Annotated in this window: 19 protein-coding genes; 7 read left to right on the plus strand and 12 right to left on the minus strand. The window is 61.6% G+C overall.

All coding sequences use genetic code 11. The annotated features are described in order from the left end of the window. The first annotated feature begins 209 nt into the window (after positions 1-209). Together M0D68_RS00005 and folE are read left to right on the plus strand one after the other, a co-directional pair. Positions 210-1,139, plus strand: coding sequence for a LysR family transcriptional regulator (locus tag M0D68_RS00005; RefSeq protein WP_211708482.1), 930 nt, complete (start codon positions 210-212; stop codon positions 1,137-1,139). Between the two features lie 124 nt (positions 1,140-1,263). After that, positions 1,264-1,902 (plus strand): GTP cyclohydrolase I FolE, encoded by a 639-nt coding sequence (gene folE / locus M0D68_RS00010; protein ID WP_054040621.1) that lies wholly within the window; start codon positions 1,264-1,266, stop codon positions 1,900-1,902. A 48-nt stretch (positions 1,903-1,950) separates the two neighbouring features. Here folE and M0D68_RS00015 read toward each other — a convergent pair whose 3' ends face one another. After that, a complete protein-coding gene (locus tag M0D68_RS00015) occupies positions 1,951-2,856 on the minus strand; it encodes a DMT family transporter (protein ID WP_266223460.1) in 906 nt (301 codons plus the stop codon). 342 nt (positions 2,857-3,198) lie between these two features. Here M0D68_RS00015 and M0D68_RS00020 point away from each other — a divergent pair, with 342 nt between their 5' ends. Continuing rightward, positions 3,199-4,233 carry a VTT domain-containing protein gene (locus tag M0D68_RS00020; RefSeq protein ID WP_266223461.1) on the plus strand — a complete coding sequence of 345 codons (1,035 nt, stop codon included), beginning with the start codon at positions 3,199-3,201 and terminating at the stop codon, positions 4,231-4,233. A gap of 73 nt (positions 4,234-4,306) precedes the next feature. On the opposite strand, the gene M0D68_RS00025 is transcribed toward M0D68_RS00020, so the two are convergent. Beyond that, the gene (locus tag M0D68_RS00025; protein ID WP_256456804.1) at positions 4,307-5,176 is read right to left on the minus strand and encodes a CHAD domain-containing protein; all 870 of its coding nucleotides are present in this window, start codon (positions 5,174-5,176) and stop codon (positions 4,307-4,309) included. Between the two features lie 415 nt (positions 5,177-5,591). Between M0D68_RS00025 and M0D68_RS00030 the strand changes: the two genes are divergently transcribed. Beyond that, the gene (locus M0D68_RS00030; RefSeq protein ID WP_266223462.1) at positions 5,592-7,178 is read left to right on the plus strand and encodes an inorganic phosphate transporter; all 1,587 of its coding nucleotides are present in this window, start codon (positions 5,592-5,594) and stop codon (positions 7,176-7,178) included. Positions 7,179-7,281: 103 nt separating this feature from the next. Here M0D68_RS00030 and ppk2 read toward each other — a convergent pair whose 3' ends face one another. Together ppk2 and M0D68_RS00040 are read right to left on the minus strand one after the other, a co-directional pair. Beyond that, positions 7,282-8,208, minus strand: a complete 927-nt coding sequence (gene ppk2, locus M0D68_RS00035) for a polyphosphate kinase 2 (RefSeq protein WP_093637223.1) — start codon at positions 8,206-8,208, stop codon at positions 7,282-7,284. A gap of 193 nt (positions 8,209-8,401) precedes the next feature. Continuing rightward, entirely contained in the window at positions 8,402-8,791 is a 390-nt protein-coding gene (locus tag M0D68_RS00040; protein WP_256456805.1) for a VOC family protein, read from the minus strand. 117 nt (positions 8,792-8,908) lie between these two features. Here M0D68_RS00040 and M0D68_RS00045 point away from each other — a divergent pair, with 117 nt between their 5' ends. Then, a complete protein-coding gene (locus M0D68_RS00045; protein WP_266223463.1) occupies positions 8,909-9,955 on the plus strand; it encodes a S1C family serine protease in 1,047 nt (348 codons plus the stop codon). A 141-nt stretch (positions 9,956-10,096) separates the two neighbouring features. On the opposite strand, the gene ggt is transcribed toward M0D68_RS00045, so the two are convergent. The 6 genes from ggt to M0D68_RS00075 form a co-directional block, all read right to left on the minus strand. Continuing rightward, a complete protein-coding gene (gene ggt / locus M0D68_RS00050) occupies positions 10,097-11,830 on the minus strand; it encodes a gamma-glutamyltransferase (protein ID WP_093637232.1) in 1,734 nt (577 codons plus the stop codon). A 233-nt stretch (positions 11,831-12,063) separates the two neighbouring features. Next, positions 12,064-13,467 (minus strand): MFS transporter, encoded by a 1,404-nt coding sequence (locus M0D68_RS00055; RefSeq protein ID WP_200565425.1) that lies wholly within the window; start codon positions 13,465-13,467, stop codon positions 12,064-12,066. Between the two features lie 260 nt (positions 13,468-13,727). Further along, the gene (locus tag M0D68_RS00060) at positions 13,728-14,492 is read right to left on the minus strand and encodes an NTP transferase domain-containing protein (RefSeq protein ID WP_200652941.1); all 765 of its coding nucleotides are present in this window, start codon (positions 14,490-14,492) and stop codon (positions 13,728-13,730) included. A 26-nt stretch (positions 14,493-14,518) separates the two neighbouring features. Beyond that, complete coding sequence (locus M0D68_RS00065; protein ID WP_266223464.1) at positions 14,519-15,538, minus strand: flippase-like domain-containing protein; 1,020 nt, start codon at positions 15,536-15,538, stop codon at positions 14,519-14,521. Next, positions 15,535-16,365, minus strand: coding sequence for a 2OG-Fe(II) oxygenase (locus M0D68_RS00070; protein ID WP_200652939.1), 831 nt, complete (start codon positions 16,363-16,365; stop codon positions 15,535-15,537). Before M0D68_RS00070 ends, M0D68_RS00065 begins: the two co-directional genes overlap by 4 nt. Next, complete coding sequence (locus M0D68_RS00075; protein WP_266223465.1) at positions 16,362-17,057, minus strand: CDP-alcohol phosphatidyltransferase family protein; 696 nt, start codon at positions 17,055-17,057, stop codon at positions 16,362-16,364. Before M0D68_RS00075 ends, M0D68_RS00070 begins: the two co-directional genes overlap by 4 nt. Before the next feature lie 241 nt (positions 17,058-17,298). Between M0D68_RS00075 and M0D68_RS00080 the strand changes: the two genes are divergently transcribed. Next, positions 17,299-17,733: a hypothetical protein gene (locus M0D68_RS00080; RefSeq protein WP_200621764.1), complete on the plus strand. Its 435-nt coding sequence runs from the start codon at positions 17,299-17,301 to the stop codon at positions 17,731-17,733. Positions 17,734-17,770: 37 nt separating this feature from the next. Here M0D68_RS00080 and M0D68_RS00085 read toward each other — a convergent pair whose 3' ends face one another. Together M0D68_RS00085 and M0D68_RS00090 are read right to left on the minus strand one after the other, a co-directional pair. Next, positions 17,771-19,729 carry a PhoX family phosphatase gene (locus tag M0D68_RS00085; RefSeq protein WP_266223466.1) on the minus strand — a complete coding sequence of 653 codons (1,959 nt, stop codon included), beginning with the start codon at positions 19,727-19,729 and terminating at the stop codon, positions 17,771-17,773. Between the two features lie 189 nt (positions 19,730-19,918). Then, the gene (locus M0D68_RS00090) at positions 19,919-20,491 is read right to left on the minus strand and encodes a hypothetical protein (protein ID WP_266223467.1); all 573 of its coding nucleotides are present in this window, start codon (positions 20,489-20,491) and stop codon (positions 19,919-19,921) included. Positions 20,492-21,119: 628 nt separating this feature from the next. Here M0D68_RS00090 and M0D68_RS00095 point away from each other — a divergent pair. Further along, positions 21,120-22,271 (plus strand): porin, encoded by a 1,152-nt coding sequence (locus M0D68_RS00095; protein WP_093637254.1) that lies wholly within the window; start codon positions 21,120-21,122, stop codon positions 22,269-22,271. The last annotated feature ends 45 nt before the right edge of the window (positions 22,272-22,316 follow it).

Here is a 22,316-nt window from a genome sequence, read left to right on the forward strand (position 1 = left end):
GCCGCCCCGCACAGGGGCAACGCTAATAGACCACTAACAATTCAAGGAAAGGCACCAAAGCCAGAACAAGGAAAGACCAAACCGCCAAGATCACTGACAACAAACGCCGAACAGGCAAAAAAACCACTATCCAGAATCCAGATTATTAAACTACCCTCTATCCACCTCCGAAATACCCCCCCCAAAGCGCCGCAGGCAAAAAAACCAGCATGTCCGACACAACCCTGGACCTAAACCTAATCCCCTACCTGGTAGCAATGGAAGACACCCGCAACGTCAGCCGCGCGGCGGAGCAATTGGGCGTCAGCCAACCCCGAGTGAGCACCGCGTTAGGCCGCCTGCGGGAATACTTCGACGATCCGCTCTTCGTGCGGACTTCAAAGGGCATGGAACCCACACCCCGCGCGCTCGCCATCCTCCCCGCCGCCCGCGATGCGCTCCTGCGCATCGAGAAAGGCATGCTCGACGTGCAGGACTTCGATCCCGCTACCAGCACCCATACCTTCTCCCTCGCACTCTCCGACGTCGGCGAAATCGTCTTCCTGCCGCGGCTGCTGCAACTCTTCGCCGAACGCGCGCCGCATGCGAATCTGCGCTCGGTGTCGCTCTCGCCCTCGCACGTGGAACGTGGACTCGAATCGGGCGACGTCGATCTCGCCGTGGGCTATTTCCCCGATCTGTCGGGCAATAACTTCTTCCAGCAACGGCTCTTCACCCATCGGTTCATCTGCCTGATGCGCACGGGGCATCCCCTTGCGAAGGCGCCCCTCACACTGGCTCAGTACGTGGCGTCGGGCCACGCCGTCGTGCGCGCCGAAGGACGCAGTCAGGAAGTCCTCGAACATTACCTGGAAAAGAAGCGCATCAAGCGCCGCGCCGTCCTCGAAACACCGCACTTCATGAGTCTGCCGTTCATCCTCGCGCGCACCGATCTGCTCGCCACAGTGCCGCACGCCATCGGCTTCGCGTACGTGTCGCAGCATGCGTCGATCACGCTGGTCGAGCCGCCGCTGCCGTTGCCGCGCTTCGATCTGCGGCAGCACTGGCATCGCAAGTTTCATAACGATCCGCGGGCGAGCTGGCTGCGCGGTATCGTCGCCGAACTCTTCAACGACGACATGGACGAGTGGCCAAAGTAATCACACGCCCCGACCGCGAGAGGGGGCATCGACACGATGCGGCCTAAAACATGGAACAATGGCCGCACTCATTGAACCCGCGCGCTCCGTTTAGCGTCGACGCGCAATCCCAGAGGAGCGACGGATGGCCAGCAGCAAAGCGAAGAAAACCAAACCCGCGGCCGCAGTAGACCGCCCCAGCCGTGAAGAAGCTGAAGCAGCAGTACGCGTGCTGCTGCGTTGGGCCGGCGACAATCCCGAGCGCGAAGGCCTGATCGATACGCCATCTCGCGTCGTGCGCTCTTATGAGGAGTTCTACGCGGGTTATCAGATCGATCCGCGTGAGATCCTCGCCCGCACCTTTTCAGAAGTGGACGGCTACGACGAAATGATCGTGCTGAAAGATATCCGCTTCGAAAGCTATTGCGAACACCACATGGTGCCGATCATTGGGCGCGCACACGTTGCCTATCTGCCCGAGCATCGGGTGGTCGGTATTTCGAAGCTGGCGCGCCTCGTCGATGCATTCGCCAAGCGCCTGCAGATCCAGGAAAAGATGACAGTGCAGATCGCCGATACGTTGAACGAAGTGCTGCAACCGGCAGGCGTCGGCGTGATTCTCGAAGCCGCCCATCAGTGCATGTCCACCCGCGGCGTGCACAAGGCCGGCGTCACAATGGTCACCTCGCGCATGCTGGGTACGTTCCGTACCGATCCGTCGACGCGTCGCGAGTTTTTGTCGATCGTGGGCAATCCGGGCGTGGTGGCGGTCGCCAATACCTGATAGCGGTTCGGCCGCACCGTGAATCAGGCTGAGGCATTGGCCCTCGCCTCACGCGGTGCTGTGCGCGGTACGCATCTGACCGAAGGTGGCCAGCAACACCGCGCCAAGCACGCATGTAACGCCCGCAAGTTGCGCCGCACTTACTGGCTCGCGCAACACGACCGCGGCTAACGCCACCGCGCTCACCGGCACGAGCGCGGTCATGAGCCCCGCTTCCGCGCCGCTGATGCGCGCCGCCCCCGCATACCAGAGAACAAAGCCAGCCACGGTCGGCACGAGCGCGTAGTACAGCACACCGTTCAGGGCGCTCGCATTGAACGGCATACTCCAGGGCCTTTCGAAACATGCCGGCACGAGCGCCACCGCGAAGCCGATGCCGCACATCAACGCCGATAGCGGCAGCGGCGCGACCGGCGTGTGCAACTTGCGATTGAGCAGGATAAAGAGCGCCTCGCACACGATCGCCGCGAACACCAGCGCGTTACCTGTCAGCGAACTGGCGGCATGCGGCGTGGTGAAATCGTCGATACGCACGGTGCACACCAGCACGCCCAGGGTGGCGAGGCCAATCGCACCGATCAACGCAGGCGCGGGGCGCTCACCCAGCGCGAGCATGGCGACCACGGCCGACACAGCCGGCAGGGTGCCGGCAATCACGCCGGCATCGGCGGCCGAGGCGAGCTTCATGCCACTGATGAGCAACACCGTATAACCGACGCTGCCCGCCCCCGCCTGGGCGATCACGAGCAACGTATCGTGTCGATCGAGACGTGGCCAGCGTACGCCACGCCAGCGCATCACCAGCACAAACAGGGGAAACGCGATGGCAAAGCGCAGTGCGGTCGCGCTGAACGGCGGCAGTCCGCTTGCGATCGATTTGCTGACGACCACCGTGCTGCCGACGCCGATCATCGCCAGCGCGCAAAACAGGTATCCGACGTACCGTGAGCTCATGCTACTGTCCTGTTCCGTTGAACGAGCAGACACGTTAGCGGCGGCGGACACGTGCAGTCTTGAACGAAATTGCAGAGAAGGCACCCGCCAAAGAGAAGGAGCGCCATCAGATCGAACAGGAATCTGTCTACACGAAACACCTGCGCGAATCCGGCTTACGCTCACGCAGGGCAGCCCGGCGCTGCCCGCAGGCTCATCGAGTATCCTGATCGAAATAGAATCCCACCCTGGACACGAACCGAACGCGCGCATAGATAAACGCTCTCAGGAACGCACTTTGCAACCCGGCAAAACACGCTCCCGCCGCAGCGCGGCCCAACCGTCACAACAGGAGTTCCGCAATTGGTAGAGTTTCCGTCGTCGGCGGTGTCAACCTGGGGCGGCGTGTTCGTTTTTGTGAACGTCCTGTTGACTCGGCTCGGCCTGCCGATCCCCGCGGTCCCCGTGCTGCTCTTCGCGGGCTCGGCGATTGCCGCCGGCACGCTGTCTTTCTGGCCGATCCTGTTTGCCGCCGTGCTTGGCGCGCTCATCGGCGACGGTGCGTGGTTCACCGCAGGCCGCATCTACGGCCGCAAACTGATCGCCGCCCTCGGCCGGATCTCCCCGGCGATCGATTCCAGGGTCGACAAGGCCCGCTCGCTATTCGAGCGCTTCGGCGTAGGGCTCGTGTCGATCTCGAAGTTCGTCCCCGGACTAGGACTCATCACGCCGCCGCTCATGGGCACGACCGCGGTGGACAGCCGCATCTACGCTTTATGGGACCTCGTCGGCGCCCTGGTGTGGGCCACCTTCTGGCTACTCGGCGGCGCCGCGGCGGAAAGACAATTGCATATGCTGCTCGCGTTCGTCAAAGCACGTGGCGGCACGGTACTCGACATCCTGCTGGCCGCAGCGTTGGCCTATCTGGTGTACCGCCTGCAGCAGCGACGCCGCGAACGACGCCGTCTCGCGGACGCGGCCTCCGCGGCTGCTTCGCAAGCGACACTCGCTGGATGGCGGCGCATCACGCCACCCAAGGTCCTGGATGCCCGCCCACCCGCCTCAACTGGTGAAGCGCCGCGCGCCATCCCGGGTGTGCTGGTGCTCGACCCGCACTCGCCTGAGCAGATCGACGGCGCGCTGCTCGTCTATGACATGGTGATTTATTGCATTTGCCCGGACAGCGCGACCGCCATGGAGATCACGCAACGGATGCGCCTGAACGGCTACACGCGGATCCGTGCACTGAGGGGCGGCCTCGACGCCTGGCAAAGGCGCGGGTTTCCCGTCGAACCTCTCCCGCAAACGGATGAGACCACCCGCAAAAGCAAGCCGGAGCCCTACGGTGAAGTTCGCGGCGCGGTAACGCTGCGCGGGTTTGCCCCACGACGCGGCTAAAGCACCGGGGCAAGTCCTGAGTGATCACCCCGCCTGAGAAAACGGCTTGCGTGCGAGCGCCCTTCAAGGCGCATCACAGTTTGCGCAACAGTCCTGCCGCCGAGCGCATCTTGCGTTTGCGCTCCTTCTTCAGCCAGTCAAGCGCTGCATCGGTGTCGCCGGACCCAGCAAGCAAGTCCGTATTGTCGCGTAGCAACATTTCGCTTGCGACGATATCGTTCAGCGTGCCGAAACGCTTCTGGATCTGCTTTAACCGCTTCAGGGTGCGTTTGTGGCTGCCGCTCAGAATCGGCTCGAAAAACTCGAGCAGATAGCGCACTTTCTTGCCCGCCTTTCTGACGTCATGAAATGCGGTGTAGTTGGAGCGCTTCGCTTGAGACGCACGTTTTATACGTTTCTTAAGCGAACGTTCAGAAGCGGTCACGCGCTTGTCGGCAAATTTTTGCAGCGGCACGCGCTCACGGGCGGTGTTCAATTCCTTATTGGCGCTGGTCAAGGCGTCTTGCAGCAAATGTTTGACGTCCGCGTTCGAAAGCGTTTCGCGGCTCGTCTCCAACGCGCCGCCGCGCGCTGCCTGGAGCGTGGGCGTCATCTCATGCGCAACGCGCTCCTCCTGCGCGATCAGTTCGATCAGAATGTCCCAATCCCGCGTCTTGCCGGCGGCAGTGGCTAAATACTTATACAGCGCCCGTTGACGCGTATTCTCGCCTTTGTCCAGCAAGGGTTCGAACGCCCACCACAACGAGCGCAACCGCCGCAGCGACACACGCAGTTTGTGCAGCGCTTCCGGCGACGCGTCTTCGCGCACCGCATTGGCGAGTTCGATCGCGTCATCGACAAGGGGCGCCGCGTACGACGCAAAGGCTGCCTCCGCTGAGGGTTCCACGCCGGCCGGCTTGCTGTCCGCAGCCTGTTTGTCGATTTTCCGGCTCGCCCGCTTCATCGAATGTCCTTCAGATGGCCCTTTGATGTCAGCCTAGCAAAAAAAGGTCCTGGTGGATATCCGCCGACGCGTCGCCTAAACTGCACCAGGATGGCCGCAAGACAAATGCGCGTTGCATGGACCGCAATCCGTCGCATTTGTAGCGAACACTTAGGTCGCGCGAGTTCATTTGCGACCCCGGCGGCAGTTGAACCGGCAAATCCGTTCCGTTGCCGAGGCGCGCTTCGCGCGTAGTTCTTTTCGGACCGCTTATCGTTCCACCGCGCCGCGCAGACGGCAGCCTTTCCCGTAGCGCCAATCTGTATATACCTTTCCGCGAACGCCCGTCCCGCATAACGGTCACGCCATTGTCATCATTACGACACACAGGCACCGCAGGATCGGCAGTTCCGCGACAAACTTTAGGGCTCAAGCCATGCCGGAACTTTCGTACCCGCAACCGGGCGCCGCAACTGGAAAAGGGCGTCATCTCAGCCTCATCGTTTTCCTCGTCGTGATTGCGATCGGCGCTGCTTATTGCGCCGTGCATCTGGCAACCGATCTAGAACCGGTTCGCGAAGCCTCGTTCCTGCCCTATCTCCTGCTCGGCTTCGCGCTGCTGATCGCACTCGGCTTCGAATTCGTCAACGGCTTTCATGACACGGCCAACGCGGTCGCCACCGTCATTTACACGCATTCGCTCGCGCCGAACATTGCGGTGGTCTGGTCCGGCGGATGGAATTTCCTCGGTGTACTGACTTCATCGGGCGCAGTCGCATTCGGCATCCTGCAGCTGCTGCCTGTCGAACTGATTCTGCAAGTGGGCAGCAGCGCGGGCTTTGCGATGGTCTTCGCGCTGCTGATCGCGGCGATAATCTGGAATCTCGGCACGTGGTATTTCGGACTACCGTCGTCGAGCTCGCATACGCTGATCGGCTCGATCATCGGCGTTGGCTTGATGAATCAGCTGATGCACGGCGCCAACGGCACGAGTGGCGTGGACTGGAATCAGGCGCTCGGCGTCGGCAAGTCGCTGCTGTTTTCACCGCTGGTCGGCTTTCTCGCGGCCGGCTTGCTGCTGCTGATCCTGAAGGCGGTGGTGCGGGTTCCGGCGTTGTATGCCGAGCCTAAAGGCAAGGAACCGCCCCCGTTCTGGATTCGCAGCTTGCTGATTCTGACCTGCACAGGCGTTTCGTTCGCGCACGGTTCGAACGACGGGCAAAAAGGCATGGGCCTCATCATGCTGATCCTGATCGGCACGGTGCCGACGGCGTACGCACTGAACAAGGCCGTCACACCGGCAGAAACGCAGACATATCTCGCGGTCGCGCACCAGGCCTCGGCCACGCTCGCCAAATACACTCAAGGCGTGGCGCCGTCCGCCGATCCGCGTGGCGATGTCGAAGCCTATGTGCGCACGCGTCAGTTGACGCCCGCCACGGTGCCGGCCTTGCAGCAACTGACCGACCTGATCGGCCAGCAGGTCGGCGAGTCGGGATCGATAGCAACCGTGCCGCAAAACATCGTCGATAACGTGCGCAACAACATGTATGTCGCGTCCGAAGCCATTCGTCTGATGGAGAAAAGCAAGCAGCCGGCTTTCTCGGCGGCAGACGCCAAAGCTATTGACAACTTCAAGACGCAGACCGATCACGCCACCAAGTTCATTCCGACGTGGGTGAAGGTCGCGGTGGCCATCGCGCTGGGTCTCGGCACGATGGTCGGCTGGAAGCGGATCGTTGTCACCGTTGGCGAGAAGATCGGCAAGCAGCATCTGACCTATGGACAGGGTGCTTCGGCTGAGTTGGTCGCGATGCTGACGATTGGCGCGGCCGACATGTACGGCTTGCCGGTCTCGACGACGCATGTACTGTCGTCAGGCGTGGCCGGCACCATGGCGGCCAACGGTTCCGGCTTGCAATGGGGCACCGTGCGCAGCCTGATCCTCGCGTGGGTGCTGACGCTGCCGGTCTCGATCGCGCTGGCGGGCGCCTTGTACTGGCTGTTCCGGATGGTGTTCTGAAACTGCTGAAATCGCTGGTGCCGGGCGCAAGTCCGGCGCCAGCGAAGTTAAAAAAAGCGCGGCATGTGCCGCGCTTTTTTCATTCAATCGAGCCGAAGATCGGTCAATAAATTTCAGGCACGATGATCGACGACGGCACCGGCTGGCGGCTGTATTCGTCGTGATAGACCCGCGCCGGCAATTCGATGAGCGGGTGCTCGATCTCGTGGTACGGCACCTGGCTCAGCAGATGGTGAATGCAGTTCAGGCGCGCGCGCTTCTTGTCGACCGCCTGCACGACCCACCACGGCGCCTCGGGAATATTCGAGCGCTGCAGCATGACTTCCTTCGCTTGCGTATAGGCTTCCCAGCGGCGCCGGCTTTCCAGATCCATCGGACTCAGCTTCCACTGCTTCAGCGGGTCGTGGATGCGGTTCTGGAAGCGGATTTCCTGTTCTTCGTCCGTAATCGAAAACCAGTATTTGAGAATCTGCACGCCGCTTCGCGCCAGCATCTTTTCGAATTCCGGCACCGAGCGGAAAAACTCTTCGTACTCGTCGTCGCTGCAAAAATTCATCACGCGCTCGACGCCCGCGCGGTTGTACCAGCTGCGGTCGAACAGCACCATTTCGCCACCCGCCGGCAGATGCGACACGTAACGCTGGAAATACCATTGCGTGCGTTCACGGTTGTTCGGCGCCGGCAACGCCGCCACGCGGCACACGCGCGGATTGAGCCGCTGCGTGATGCGTTTGATCGCGCCGCCCTTGCCCGCCGCGTCGCGCCCTTCGAAAATCACCACCAGCCGATGGCCGGTCTGCACGATCCAGTCCTGCAGTTTGACAAGCTCGCCCTGCAAACGGAACAGCTCGCGGAAGTACACCTTGCGCGCCTCGCGATGCTCGGGCGTGAAGCCGTCCGCGCCGTCAATGATACGGTCGTCGACCTCCATTTCGAGTTCCTCGTCGTAGGCATCGATGAGGTCCTCCTCGAAACGGCGTTGCCGTTCTGCCATGACTTCGGCCTCGGGTCTCGGATCCAGCTCTTTCATTGCGACTCTCCTGGCAACGGAAATGGTTAGGCGCGCGGCGCATACGCGTCGCGAACGGGTTCGATTATCGAAGCGCGAAGTGTCAACCGTGTTACCAGCGCGGCCGCCGCGCCTTGGGGCGACGGACGCTCGCCGGCGGTTTGCGCGCCTTATAGCTCAGCCATGATAGCGAGTTTAGCGCGGCCACCCGGCGCTAACGCAACGGTTTCGCGAAGCTGAGTTCGTGGCCGTCGGGATCGGTGATGTGGAAATAACGCTCGCCCCACGGCGCATCGGACGGTTCGAGCGACGGCTTTAAACCCGCCGCCAGCGCCTTCCGGTAGAGCGCGTCGACATCCGAGACATAAATGATCACGCGGCCCCACCAGTTGACTGGCGCACGCGTATCGACGATCAGGTTCAGATACGAACCGCCGAATGCAAACGAGGTAAACGCTTCCTGCGAACCACCGAATTTGATCGGAAAACCGAGCGCTTCGTAAAACAGCACCGCGCGGGGCATATTGCCGGTGGCGAGCGTGATGGCGCTGAGGGATTCGATGCGCGGTTCGAGTGACTCTGTCGACGCTGCGGGCGAGTTCATGGCGGCTATCTCCTTGTTGGCATGGTAGCGCCAGACAGGTTCGCATGGCGTGTGTCCGCACTTGAAAAACCCGCCCGCCGCCCCGCATCTGGATTCCCGTTTATCCGGAGCATCGCCATGGGAAGCCGTCCACGCTTCATCGATGACCTGTCGCGCGCCGCATCCGACGCCCCCGGGTCCGATCCACTCACCGCTTTATCCGACGACGCCCTGCTCGACGCCTATTCCCGCACCGTGATCGGCGCGCTGGAACGCGTTCAGCAGGCGGTCGCCTTCATTTCCGTTGAACGCCGGCTGCCCGGCGCGCCGTCCGGGCGCGATAGCCGCGGCGCACGCGGCGGCACCGGTTCGGGTTTTCTGTTCACGCCGGACGGCTATCTGCTCACCAACAGCCACGTCGTGCACAGCGCCACGCACATCACCGTGACGCTCGCCGACGGCGCGAAATTCGACGCCGATCTGGTCGGCGACGACCCCGGCAGCGATCTGGCCGTGCTGCGCATCGGCTCGCCGGAGCCTTTGCCGCACGTCGAACTCGGCGAATCGTCGAAACTGCGCGTCGGCCAGATCGCGATCGCGGTCGGCAATCCGCTCGGCCTCGCGCAAACCGTGACGACCGGCGTCGTCTCGGCGCTCGGCCGCTCGCTGCGCTCGAATTCGGGCCGCATGATCTACGACGTGATTCAGACAGACGCCGCGCTCAATCCCGGCAATTCGGGCGGCCCGCTGATCAATTCTGCCGGTCAGGTGATTGGCGTGAACACCGCAATCATTCCCGGCGCGCAGGCGATCTGCTTCGCCACCGCGATCGACACAGCCAAGTGGGTCATCATGCAGATCTTCGCGCACGGCCGCGTGCGGCGCGCGTACATCGGCGTGGCCGGCACCACGAGGCCACTATCGCGCCGCGTGCAACGCTATTTCGGCCTGAGTTCGGAGAGCGGCGTGCACGTCATGGAAATCGTCAAAGGCAGCCCGGCCGCGCTCGGCGGTCTGCGCACGGATGACACGATCGTCGCGATCGATGCGCTTGCGGTGCAAGACGTCGATAGCCTGCAACGCACGCTCGATGTTTCGCGTATCGACAAGCCGGTCAACGTGACCGTGTTACGCGGCGCGCAACGGCTCGAATTGACCTTGACGCCGGTGGAGCAGACGAGCTGATTCACTCGACTGGCAGTGGTGGAAAATAAAAAAGCCTCGCACTCAATTGAGCGCGAGGCTTTTTTCTGCATGCGGCGCATCAGCAAAGACGCGCCGCTCAACTGCACTTTCAACTGCACCTAAGCGATTGAAGCCAACCGCTTACTGGATCACCCGCGTCACACCACGGCCGCGCGGATCGGCTGCCGCTTCCGGCGTATCGCCATTGACCTTGATCGCCTGGATGTCGCCGCTGAAATCCTGCCCCTTCAGCGTGTAGCCCTTGGCTTCGATCTGCTTGGCGAGCTCGCCGTCGATCGGCTTGTACGGCTCCCAGAAAATCGTGTTCGGCGGCAACAGCTGGTGATGGAAGCGCATCGCGCCCACTGCTTCCGGCAACGGCATGTTGAAGTCGTAGATGTTGTTGATCACCTGGAAGATCGACGTGAAGATCCGCGAGCCACCCGGCGTGCCGATCACGAGCGACACCTTGCCGTCCTTCGTCAGAATCGTCGGGCTCATCGACGACAACGGGCGCTTCTTCGGTTCGATCGAATTCGCGTCGCTGCCCACCACGCCGAACATGTTCGCGACACCCGGCTTCGCAGAGAAGTCGTCCATCTCGTCGTTCAGCACGATGCCTGTGCGATCCGCCACCACACCCGAGCCAAAGTAGCCGTTGATCGTGTACGTGTTCGACACCGCATTACCCCACTTGTCGATCACCGAGAAGTGCGTGGTTTCCGCTTTCTCCGGCATCGTCGTGCCCAGACCCGGCTGCACGCTCTTCGTATCCGACGGCGTATTCGGGTTCACTTCCGCGGCACGTTTGGCGATGTACGCGTCGTCGGTCAGCTGCGCGACCGGCACCTTGTAGAAGTCCGGATCGCCGAGATACTGCGCACGATCGGCGAACACGCGCTTCTCGATCTCAGCGATCAGGTGCACGTATTGCGCGGAGTTCAGCGTGACGTCCTTGAAGTCGGGCGCAATGTCGGCCTTCATCTTCAGCAACTGCACGAGACCGATACCGCCCGAGCTCGGGGGCGGCGCGGTAATCACGCGATAGCCGTTCCAGTCCGCCTGGATCGGCTGACGCCACACCGCCTTGTACTGTTGCAGATCGGCCTTCGTAATCAGACCGTGACCGCGCATGGACGCCGCGATCAGATCAGCCGTCTTGCCCTGATAGAAGTCTTTCGCGCCCTGATCCGAAATGCGCTGCAGCACCGCAGCGAGATCCGGTTGCTTGAAGTTGACGCCCTGCTTCAGGTTGCCGAAGTAGGTATCGAAGTTGGTCTTGCCGGCGAAGTCTTTCGCTGCGTCGTCGCGGCGTTGCTGCAATTGCTCGCTGACCTCAAAGCCGTCGCGCGCGTAATGAATGGCCGGTGCGAGCACCTGCTTCCATTTGAGCTTGCCGAAGCGGCGCTGCGCCTGCCACATGCCGTCGACGGTGCCCGGCACGCCCACCGCGCGATAACCGAACAGGCTCATGCCCTTGATGACCTCGCCCTTGTCATCGAGGTACATGTTCTTCGTCGCCGCCAGCGGGGCGCGTTCGCGATAGTCGAGGAAGTACGGCTTGCCGTCGACATACAGCGTCATGAAACCGCCGCCGCCGATATTGCCCGCTTCCGGATACGTCACGGCAAGCGTGAAGGCAATCGCGACTGCCGCGTCGACGGCGTTACCGCCTTCCTTGAAGATCTGTTCCGCGGCGTCGGCGCTGTACTTGTCGGCTACCGCAATGGCGGACGCCGTGAGAACTGCCGGCTGCGCTTTCTCGGGCGCTTTGGCAAAGGCTGGAGTAGCTTCGAGAAAACCGCTCGAAACGGAGATGAGTGCGACCAGCGCAAGTCCGCTAACGGACGGCTTGGCGTTGTGAAACAACTTCATTGGTTATATCCCCCAAGACGACTTCTTCATCTGACGATAACGAAAGCTGCCTTGGGCTTATAACATGCCAGTCCGTCAATTGCGAAGCTGTTGCACGCATTTGGTGCATGTTGCAGCACACAAAAATTACCCTATCTAACGACGCTAATTGCCGCGAGTAGCCGTGCTCGAATCGGCGTCGAACACAATCGGTGCGCCGCACCACGAAGCGCAGCGCACGCTGGGTTGAACACTCAGGCGCTACCGCGGCTGCCGCGTGCGATTTCGTCGCCGGCGCCTTGCGGCAAGCGCGCGGTCACGGGAATCGACAGGAACGAGAACAAGCCGACCACGAGAAACGCCGGCCAGAAGTCGGAGAACACGATCGTCGAATGACCCTGCACGTTATGCGAGATTTGCAGCACGATGCCGGCAATCGTCACGCCGAGCCCTAACGAGATCTGCTGGATCACACTCGCCACGCTCGTCGCACGGCCAACGTCGCGGCTTGGAATATCCGCATACGCCAACGTATTCAACGAGGTGAATTGCAAGGACGGGAAGAAGCCGCCGAACAGCACCACACACCAGATCAACCAATGCGGTGTACCGGGAAAGAACAGACCGTAGACGGCAATCGCGAGTCCCGCGCAACCGGCATTGAACATCAGCACCGTGCGAAAACCGAACCGTTCGAGAATGCGCGACGCAGCCGCCTTCATGAAGATCGAGCCGAATGCGGACGCGCAGGTGATCGACCCCGACTTGAACGCGGTCATGCCCAGACCTTCCTGCAAGGCGAGCGGCAACAAAAACGGCACTGCCCCGAGGCCGATGCGAAACAGCGAGCCGCCCACCACGCTTGCGTGAAAACTCGGAATGCGCAATAGCCGCAAATCGAGCACCGGCAATTCGACGCGGTTCGCGTACAGCACGTACACCACCAGCAGCAACACGCCGATCACACACATGCTGACCGATACCGTGTTGGACACCAGTTCGCCGCCTACCAGCGAGAGCCCCAGCATGAATAGCGATGCCCCGCTCGCCGACAACACGAAGCCAGTCCAGTCGAGCCGGCCGGGATGCGCTTCACGCACGTTGGCGATGTGCTTGTTCGCGAGCCAGATACCCAGCAGGCCGATTGGAATGTTGATGAAGAAGATCAGGCGCCAGTGCAGGTAGGTCGTGATGAAGCCACCCAGCGGCGGCCCAACTACCGGCCCGAGCAACGCGGGTACCGTCAGATAGTTGACCGCGCGAATGAAGTCCGACTTCGGCACCGAGCGAAAAATAATGATGCGCCCCACCGGCACCATCATCGCGCCACCGAGGCCTTGCACGAAGCGCGCAACCACGAAGGTGCCGAGTGACGTGGACGCCGCGCACATCAGCGAGCCGGCCATGAAGACGCCGATTGCCGTGCGAAACACCGTGCGCGAACCGAAGCGGTCAGCAACCCAGCCGCAAATCGGAATGAAGACGCCGAGGCCGATGACATAAGCCGTCACGGCGAGCTTGAGGGTGATGGGGTCCTGGCCGAGATCGCGCGCCAGAACGGGCAGCGACGTCACGATGACCGTGCCGTCCACATTTTCCATGAACATCGCACATGCGACGATCAGCGGAACGATGAAAGTGCCTAAAGCGAGAGGCATTGGCATGACGACGGGTTGCAAGGCCGTCGGTGTAAAGCTGCGATTATGGCATCGCATCGACAACAGATGTTGTTAAGTGAAGCCTTTTCGTACTTGCACAGACGACGCATTGCTATCTGCCGCCCAATAGTTGAGCGCGCAACGAAGCTGAGTTGATTGCGAAAAAACAGAAGGGGAGAAGATCGACGCGATGGTAAGCCGGCATACAGTCGGCTCACCATGCAATACAGCGGTAATTCAGAAGCGAGACTTGACGAGACTTAGCGCGATGCACTGACCAGCGGTTGCAGCTGCGGCAGAATCTCGGTGCTTGCGCGAGCGACGTCGTTCGGGAAGTCGATCTCGATCCACGGCGCGCCGGTCACGTCGGCCGTGTCGAACACCTGGCTGCGTTCCAGCAGCAGGTCGCGCACCGCTTCTTCGTGCGGCATGTTGGCCCGGCCGCTATCCACGTAGCCCGCAACGATCTCCGCAAAACGTTGCGCGGTTTCCTGACGGAAGCGGAAGAAGCCCACCGATTCGCCGATGGTGTCGTAGTCGAGGTTGACGGCAAGCTGCTTGCGCAACTCGACCGGCACGCCGTCTTTCAGGCACAGCTTGACGGGTTCGTCACCAGCTTCGAAGTCACGGTCGATCAACAGGCGGTTGACCGTCTCACCCTTCACCAGCGCGTTCAGAATGCGCTCGTCGTAGAGCACGTCGGCGTCCATCAGCAGCACATCGCCGCCGCGCGTCAGCGCCTCGGCCACCGTGTGCACCGTCAACACGCTGCCCAGGTCGTAACGCGAGTTCAGGACCGTTTCCACCTTATGCGGCCAATTGATCCGCTCCAGTTCCGCCTGCACCGATTCCGGCTGAAAACCGAGCGCCAGCACGACGTCGGTCACGCCGGCGGTTTCCAGCATTTGCAGATGCCGTTCGAGCAGGCTCATGCCGTCGAACTGCAACAGGCACTTCGGGAACTGTGCCTGCGGCGGTTGCTGAAGACGCAGGCCGAGGCCCGCTGCGAGGATGATGGCACGCATGCACAGTCCTTTAAAAAATTCGGAGATTAATCGACAGCCGGAACGCGCCCCGTGGCGCGCCGCCGTTGCCAGCTTCGTTCGCTGAAGTGCAACACCAATAGTCCGGGCAAACCGAGCAGGATTTCACGTGCGCGCTTGGCGAGCGACAACGCCAGCGCCGCATCCGGCGGCAAACCCACGAGCGGCGCGAGCAACAGATAGCCGCCTTCCTGCACACCGAGCGAGCCCGGGATCATGAACGCCGCGCCACGAATTGCCTGGCCGAGACTTTCGAGCAGCAGTGCGTCCACCCAGTCGACCGGATGGCCGAGAAAGCGCAGCGCGAGCCACACCTCGACCGTGCCGACGATCCAGCCCACCAGACTCAGTGCGAAGCTTGCCGCGACGCGGCCGCGCTCGCGGTAGATGCCCTGCACGGCGGTGTCGACGGCTTCGGCGCGCGTCATCAGCGACGACCAGTCGCGCTTGCCAAACAGCTTCGAGACCAAGCCCAGCAATCGACCGAACAGGCCGTGCCGCTGCGCATAGTAGAAGCCCGCGATCATCGCGCCCAGAACGCCAGTGGCAATCAGCGTAGCGGTTCGCAAATCGTGAAGCGCGCCGTGCGCGGCGTAGGCACCGAACAGCAGCAGCCCGAGCAACGCGAAGACGATTTGCGCGACCGCCTGTGCCGTGGTGCTGACGGTAACGGCTGCGGCCGCGTCACGCATGCGCATGCCGCGCTGGGACAGTTGCCGCACCATCACCACCGGGCCGCCGATCTGGCCGGCCGGCAACAGGCTATTCACCGATTCGCCGATCCAGCGTGCGAACAATGCGTCGCGCACCGTCGCGTTGTGATGCACGCCGTCATGCTGACGCTGGAACAGCACCGAGATTGCGCCGGCGTCGAGCACCAGCGGCACGAGGTGAAACGCCGCGACAAGCACGAGTCCCCAGCCGGCCGCGGCCAGCGCCGAGGCCACGGAGCCGAAACCCTGCCACGCGAGCAGGCCGACAAAGAGCGCCGTTCCGATCGACAGCAGAATCAGGGCCGCGCGTGTCATGCGGGGTCCTTGCGGCGTTTCGTCATCTGACGGAAAACCTGGCGGAAACCGAAGTACGCGATCGCGTCCTTCATGTTCGAGATGAAACGGCGCCACGGCCGCATGTTCGGGTCGGTGACGTATTCGAAGGTAAGCGACACACGCATTTCGTTTGCGCCGGCCGGCGTGATGCGATGACGCAGTTTGTCGCCGTCGAAGAACACCAGGCCGCCCGGCGGAATCTGCACCGAGCCGGGTTGATCCGGCACGTCCGGATTGCGCGTATGCAATTCGTAATCGAGCCGGCATGACGATTCGTCGATCACGCCGAGCAGCAGCGTATAACGGCGGCCGTCATAGTACGAAGTATCGTAGTGCCAGCCGATGTGGTCGCCGGCCCGCGTGTAGTAGTACAGCGCGTAAGCGTGTGGATCGTCCGCAGGCGACACTTGCAGCTTGTCGCCGCTGAGTTGCTCGAGCCAGCCGATCAGCTCCTTCGAGCGATACAGTTCGGCGATGAACGGCGCGAGACGATCGATCGTATGACGGCTGACGCTGCCGCCCTGCTTGTGGCCCGGCAGATAGTTGCGGTTCACTTCGTCGAGGAGACCGCGCGCGCTCTGCACGAGCTGGGCGGTGACTTCGGGCGCAAGGAAATCTTCCAGATACAGGAACGCGCCCTGATCGGTGAAATCCTTTGAGAGACGGCGTGTGTCGAACGTGCGCGTGCGGCTCGCTACGGCGCGATCGGCATTCGGCGCGGGCACGGCCGACGATGCCAACGAGGAGGCCGGCGAACGTTCAACTGAATTTGCTGCGATCACGTCGTCTTCGGCGTGCATACTCATTCACTGGCCCACATTTGACTGGTTTCAGACGCCTTGACGGGGGCGGCCTCCGAGCGTGCGGCGCGGCGCGCGACGCGCCAGTAATCGACCACCACCCAGACGGCAAACAGCGGCGCGCCGATCGACGCGACCACAACGAACGGCATGACGACGCTTGTCAGCGTGACGATGGGCAGCAGGTACAGCACGTCTTCGGTTTCGAAACCGCCGACCGTTGCCTGCTTGGTCCCTGCCTTGCCCGCCATCTCCTCGATGCGCATGCGCAGGAAGAAAATCAGCGCGACCGCAACGCCCACCACGGCACCCAGCCAGCCGGGTGAAACTTTCAATGAGCCGACCTGCGCCGAACCGACACCCATGCCGATGAACAACATGACGGTCACGAGCGCGTCGCAAGCCAGATCGTAAAAATGACCGATCCGGCTCGACTTTCCGCCGATGCGCGCGAGTTCGCCATCTGTGTGATCGACAAAGTTCGACAGCACGATCAGAAAGGCGCCCGCATTGGCCCAGACAAATCCGCCGTGGGCGAGACAGAGCGCGCCGGCAAGCCCGATCAGCAGGCGCAGCGTGGTCAGATGGTTCGGCGTGACCCACGTGTTGACGAGCGGCGTGACTAGTCGGCGGGCGAGCCTCGCATCCCATGTTCTGGGGGCCGGAACGTTAATTGGAATTGATGGTCGCGAATTCATAACCCGGAAATATATACGGGATCGTAAAACCTTGCTTCCTTCCTTAACGTTTTCTTAAGCGCTCATTGTTGCCGATACGTGTCAGACGCCGGGCAAGATATGCCGAATCACGTTAAAGTGCGAATCCAGTTGCGCCTGTCACGCCCGATTAGTTCGATGCGCAATGTCTTTTAGAGGTGCGGTGCATCGCCGCCACCCGTTGCGAACTCACTACATCGAACGCGGGCCGCCATTCACGTATATGAAACGCTTCTTTTCGTCCGTACTCCTTGCGCTGGCTGCCGCCGCGCTGCCGCTCAGCAGTCATGCTGCCGCTCTCGACGCACCGCTCGCCTGCAATGAGAGTGGTCATCAGTTCATTGCCGATCTCGCCCAGCAGCAGTTGATCGATCCGAAGCCAATGCGGGTCGAAAGCAACTCGATCAATGCGTTTTCGCCGGCGCAGGGCGCCGACCTGACCGCATTCGGCTTTCACGTTTTCGCGGTGGTCGGCTACGAGAAAGACGACCCAATGTTTCGCGTCGGCGACGGTGAACCCGTGGCCCGCTCCGCCTATGGCGTCGTGGTGTTCGGCAGCGAATCCAAGGTCCAGGCCGCGCTCACCGAGGCCGGCAGCACAGCGATCGTGCATCGGGTGGCGCCGCTCGTGACGGCGATTTTCTGCAAGCGGAGTTGAGGCGGCGGGTTGCGCCGCCCTACTCGCCCCTACGCCCCTACAACTTGATCCCCGCCGGGTCCGCCGTCAGATACCCCACCGTCGCGCCGAAGCGGTCCTTATAGTTGGCCCGCACGAGCGGATCGAGTGTCGATTGGATCTTGTCGTGCAACGGACTTTCCCAATCGCCGACATGCTGGAAGTTGCTCATCACGTACGTCCAGCCGTTGATTTCGTCGACCGCATGCAGGCCTGTGGACTCCGCGCCCGCAGGGCACGACAACACACGTGAGAGCGTCTTCGTGTCGACGTTGTAAGCCCACAGAAAATTGTTGACGTGCATGCCGCTGTCTTCGCCGATAAAGAGCGTGCGCAGTTTCTCCGAGAACTTGAGGTTGTCCGGATTCGCAATGCGCTCCGGGTTCGCCGTGTTGCCGAGCGTGTCGGCGGACGACAGATCCTCGCCGACCAGCGCCGCGGGCGCCGCCATGTCCACCGGCACCCAGTCGCTGTTGATCGCGCTGCCGCTGCGGTCGCGCTGGCCGCCCTTCATGTTCAGCGCGTAAACCGCACCGGCGTTGATCGCCTTGTCGATGGCGACATCGGTCGATGCGGCATGACCGCGCACCATCGATTTCTCGATGCGTGACATCGCCGAATACAGCACCTTGTCCTTGATATTGACCGTCGTGCCTTCGAGCTTCGTGAAGCCCATGCTGCCGCCCGCCAACGCTGCGTAGCGATGGGTTTCGAGGAAGGTCGCCGCCTTCGTCATGCCCGATTTGACGCGCACCCAGTTGAAGGTGCCGTTGTAGTTGATCTTCGTGTAGGTCGAATCGACCGGGTCCTTGGTCGCGACGTCCATGACGTCGCTCGCGCTCAGTTGATTGGCGAGCGCCTCGATTTCATCGCTGGTCGCGTGGCCCAGATTGATCCAGGAAAGCGTTGCCGCGCCAGCCCCGCTCGACGACACCTGCGTCCACTTTGCGACATACAGCGTGCCCGCCGACAGATCGGCCTCGCGATCAGCAATGAACATGAAAAGGCCGCCGTTGGTCGCGTCATCGCCCATCAATACGGTGCGCTTATCCGGCATCACCTGAATCAGTTCGTGCGAGATGCGGCCGAGGCAGTAGTGTTTCCTGATCGTGCCGGTGCCGTCGGGATTGACGGTCACTTCCGGCAGATGGCCGTAGTGATAGGGATTGGCGGTGGTTTCGTCACCGTAAAGGCTGCGGCTGAAGCCCTTGAACTGACTGTTGCTTGCGATCGTCGCGGCGTCCGGCTCGTACTCTTCGCTCGACAGATGCGTGTTCCACGGCGACAGGCTCGCGCCGCAGGTGATCCACAAGCCATGCGCCTTCGACGTGTCGACGTTGTGGTAGCCCACCAGCGTGAGCTTGCCGGTGGCCGGATCCTGATCGAGCGTGAGCACGGCGATCGGCGACGGCAACTGGCCATACATCGACTTCAGACTCTGATCGCGGGTCGCGTATTCGAACTGCACGACGGCGAATACTGCATTGCCCTTAAGGCCCTTCACCGTGGGCTTGTCTAGACGAATCAGCGAACTGCCGTCCGGGCAGTCCGAATAGAACTGGCGCTCTTTGCCCGCCACCGATTTATCGACGATCGGCTGATTGTTGATATCAAAGTAGCCGCCGGCCAGAATCGTCCCGCCCTTGATGTTCGGCACCACGTCGCCGGTCACGAAAAACGGCTGGTACGCGAGCTTGAAGGTACGGCTGCTGCCATCGCTCAGTTGCACCGAGAGTGTCGAGGCGACCGTCGTTTTCGCCATCGCGGCGGGGTCCGCCAGCGTCGGCGCGGCCATGCCGCTGAATGCCGCGGAGACGAAGTTGGCCACTGGCTTGACCGGCGTCGCCGCCAGCCCGTCGCCTCCGCCGCCGCACGCGGTCAGCATCGATGCCGTTGCAAGGCCGCCTAACGGCAGCATCGGCGCACCGGCGAGGAGTTTCAGGGCCTTGCGGCGGGAAAGGTCGAACGGCTCTGCCATGTTGTCGTGATCCAGGGTTTGGGTAGTGTGGGTGAATGCACAGCCGGCACGCACTCAGACCCAAAACCGCATGGTTCACGCTCGCGCCGCTATGACGCGAGGATTCTATGAAGTGAATGTGAAAGTATATTGACAGGCTTTAGTAATATTAAATTCAGCAATTCGTTAGCTGAACCCATCCCCGCCGATCTAGCCCGGACGGCGGAATTCGTTTTCGACCCACGCAGCAGCGCTCGCCTTGCTCAGCTTGAAGTTCGGCGCGACCTGCACTTGCGCGAGCTGTTCGCCGAACGTATCGAGCGCGGTCAGCAGCGCGTACGGCTCGTCTTCGTCGGGAACGATGTCGAGCGTGATGTCGAGTTCGTCATTGCCGTCCGCGCTGGCCACGCGCACTTCTTTGTGCAACTGGGCGCGCAGTTGCTGCTCATGGCGGCGCAACACTTCAGACGCGGTTTTCACCAGCGTGTTGAACGCCGACGTGTCCAGCGGCTTCGGATCTTTCTTGTTGCGGCCCATCGTCCACGGGCCGACAAGCGCCGGTTCCGCTTCGCCGTCCTTGATCATGGCGACGGCCCAGCCTTCGTCGTCTTCGTTCTTGATGACGCGCGCGGTCCAGCCGTCATCGCGCCACAGACGCGCTTCGTGCTGGGTTTCGGGCAGCGCTTCTTCCAGATGCTCTAGCGAGGTTGCGTGGATTTCGGACGCGCCTTCCGTCGGGGAGTCAGCAGCGGTGTCGGACGATGGAAGGGGGGAATTGGTCATTACAGGTTTACTCACGTTCGCGGGGCGGAAACACAACTCAAGCCTGCGATTCTACCCGCCCCACACCCACCGAACGTGGCCCTCTGACGAACGGACAAGCCGGGGCACGCTCCTCGTCAATCGAAATAGTGCATTTCGTTATTCGCGGGAACTTATAAACCGATAATAAAACATTCGAAAAAAACGCGGCCCGAAAGCCGCGTATAAAGAGATGAAAAAGACACCCCTGGTCAGGGGGTGAAACGAATTGTAGAACTGTAATTCGCCGGGATAGAGCATACGAACTGGAAGAGTCCATTGCAGAAATCAGAATGATTCTAAAATCAGGCAACATCGCGCTCAAATCCTTACTGAATATGACATAGCGGGAGCGTCGCGATCGAGCAACACCGATAATTTGACGAACAATTACAACGCCATCGCGCACAAGTATTTTTTTCTTTATTTACCCGCACTTACACAACTCTCAATCCTCTATTTCGAATTAGAAAATGCATTGTTGCGCCATACACGCTTAAAGATATAAATAGCAGGCATACACTTCGCAGCGGATCGTCAGGCAGCCGGCGCAATCGGCTGTTAGCACTGGAATGCGATTCTCTACGCACTGTCCCGGAGTTATCTAAACATGAAAAAAACCCTCATCGCAGCAGGCCTCATGGGCGCGTTTGCCATCACCGCTCACGCACAAAGCAGCGTTACGTTGTACGGCACGCTGGACGCCGGTCTCGTCTACTCGAACAACCAGGGCGGCCACAGCAATTGGCAACAAGGCAGCGGTTCGGTGTCGAACACCTACTTCGGCCTGCGCGGCAGCGAAGACCTTGGCGGCGGTCTGCACGCCATCTTCACGTTGGAAAACGGCTTCAATCTGAACAACGGCCAGGACTCGGAAAACGGCACGATGTTCAATCGTCAGGCGTTCGTCGGTCTGCAGAGCGATCAATACGGTGCGTTGACGCTCGGCCGTCAGTACGACTCCGTGGTCGATTACCTCGCACCGCTGTCCGAAGCAGGCGCGGGCTTCGGCAACAATCTCGCCGCTCACCCGTTCGATAACGACAATCTGGACAACTCGTTCTCGATCAAGAACGCCGTGAAGTACACGAGCGCGAATTACGCCGGCCTCAAATTCGGCGGCCTGTACGGCTTCAGCAATTCGGCCGGCCAGTTCTCGAACAACCGCGCATGGAGCGCCGGCGCTTCGTACGACAACGGTCCGCTGAGCGTAGCCGCCGCTTACCTGCAACTGAACAACTCGGGTAGCTCGAACCTGAGCGGCGCAGTCTCGCAAGGCGACGGCACCGCGGCTGTCGCGGCGAACCTGCAACGCACGTTCGGTGCGGGCATCAACTACACGTACGGCCCGGCGACGGCTGGCTTCGTGTACACGCATACGCAACTGGACGGCATCACGGGCGTGGACGTCGGCGGCGTAACGCTGCCGGGTGTGGCAGGCACCAACCTGCATCTGGACAACTACGAGTTGAACGGCAAGTACGCACTGACGCCGGCACTGAGCCTCGCCGCTTCGTACACGTTCACCGACGGCAAGATGTCGGGTTCGAACGGCTCGGGTGATCCGAAGTGGCACACGGTATCGCTGCAAGGCGACTACTCGCTGAGCAAGCGTACCGACGTGTACGTGGAAGGCGTGTATCAGCACGCATCGGGCGAGTTGGGCAACTTCGGTGCGAACGTGGCGGCGATCAATACGCTGGCGCCGTCGTCGACCGGCAACCAGGTTGCTGCGGCCGTCGGCCTGCGTCACCGTTTCTAAGTTTTTCCAATGGCACGTGCAGAGCGGGTACCGGCCGCTCTGCAA

The sequence above is a fragment of the Paraburkholderia sp. SEWSISQ10-3 4 genome (assembly GCF_030464785.1).
Taxonomy (GTDB): Bacteria; Pseudomonadota; Gammaproteobacteria; order Burkholderiales; family Burkholderiaceae; genus Paraburkholderia; species Paraburkholderia aspalathi.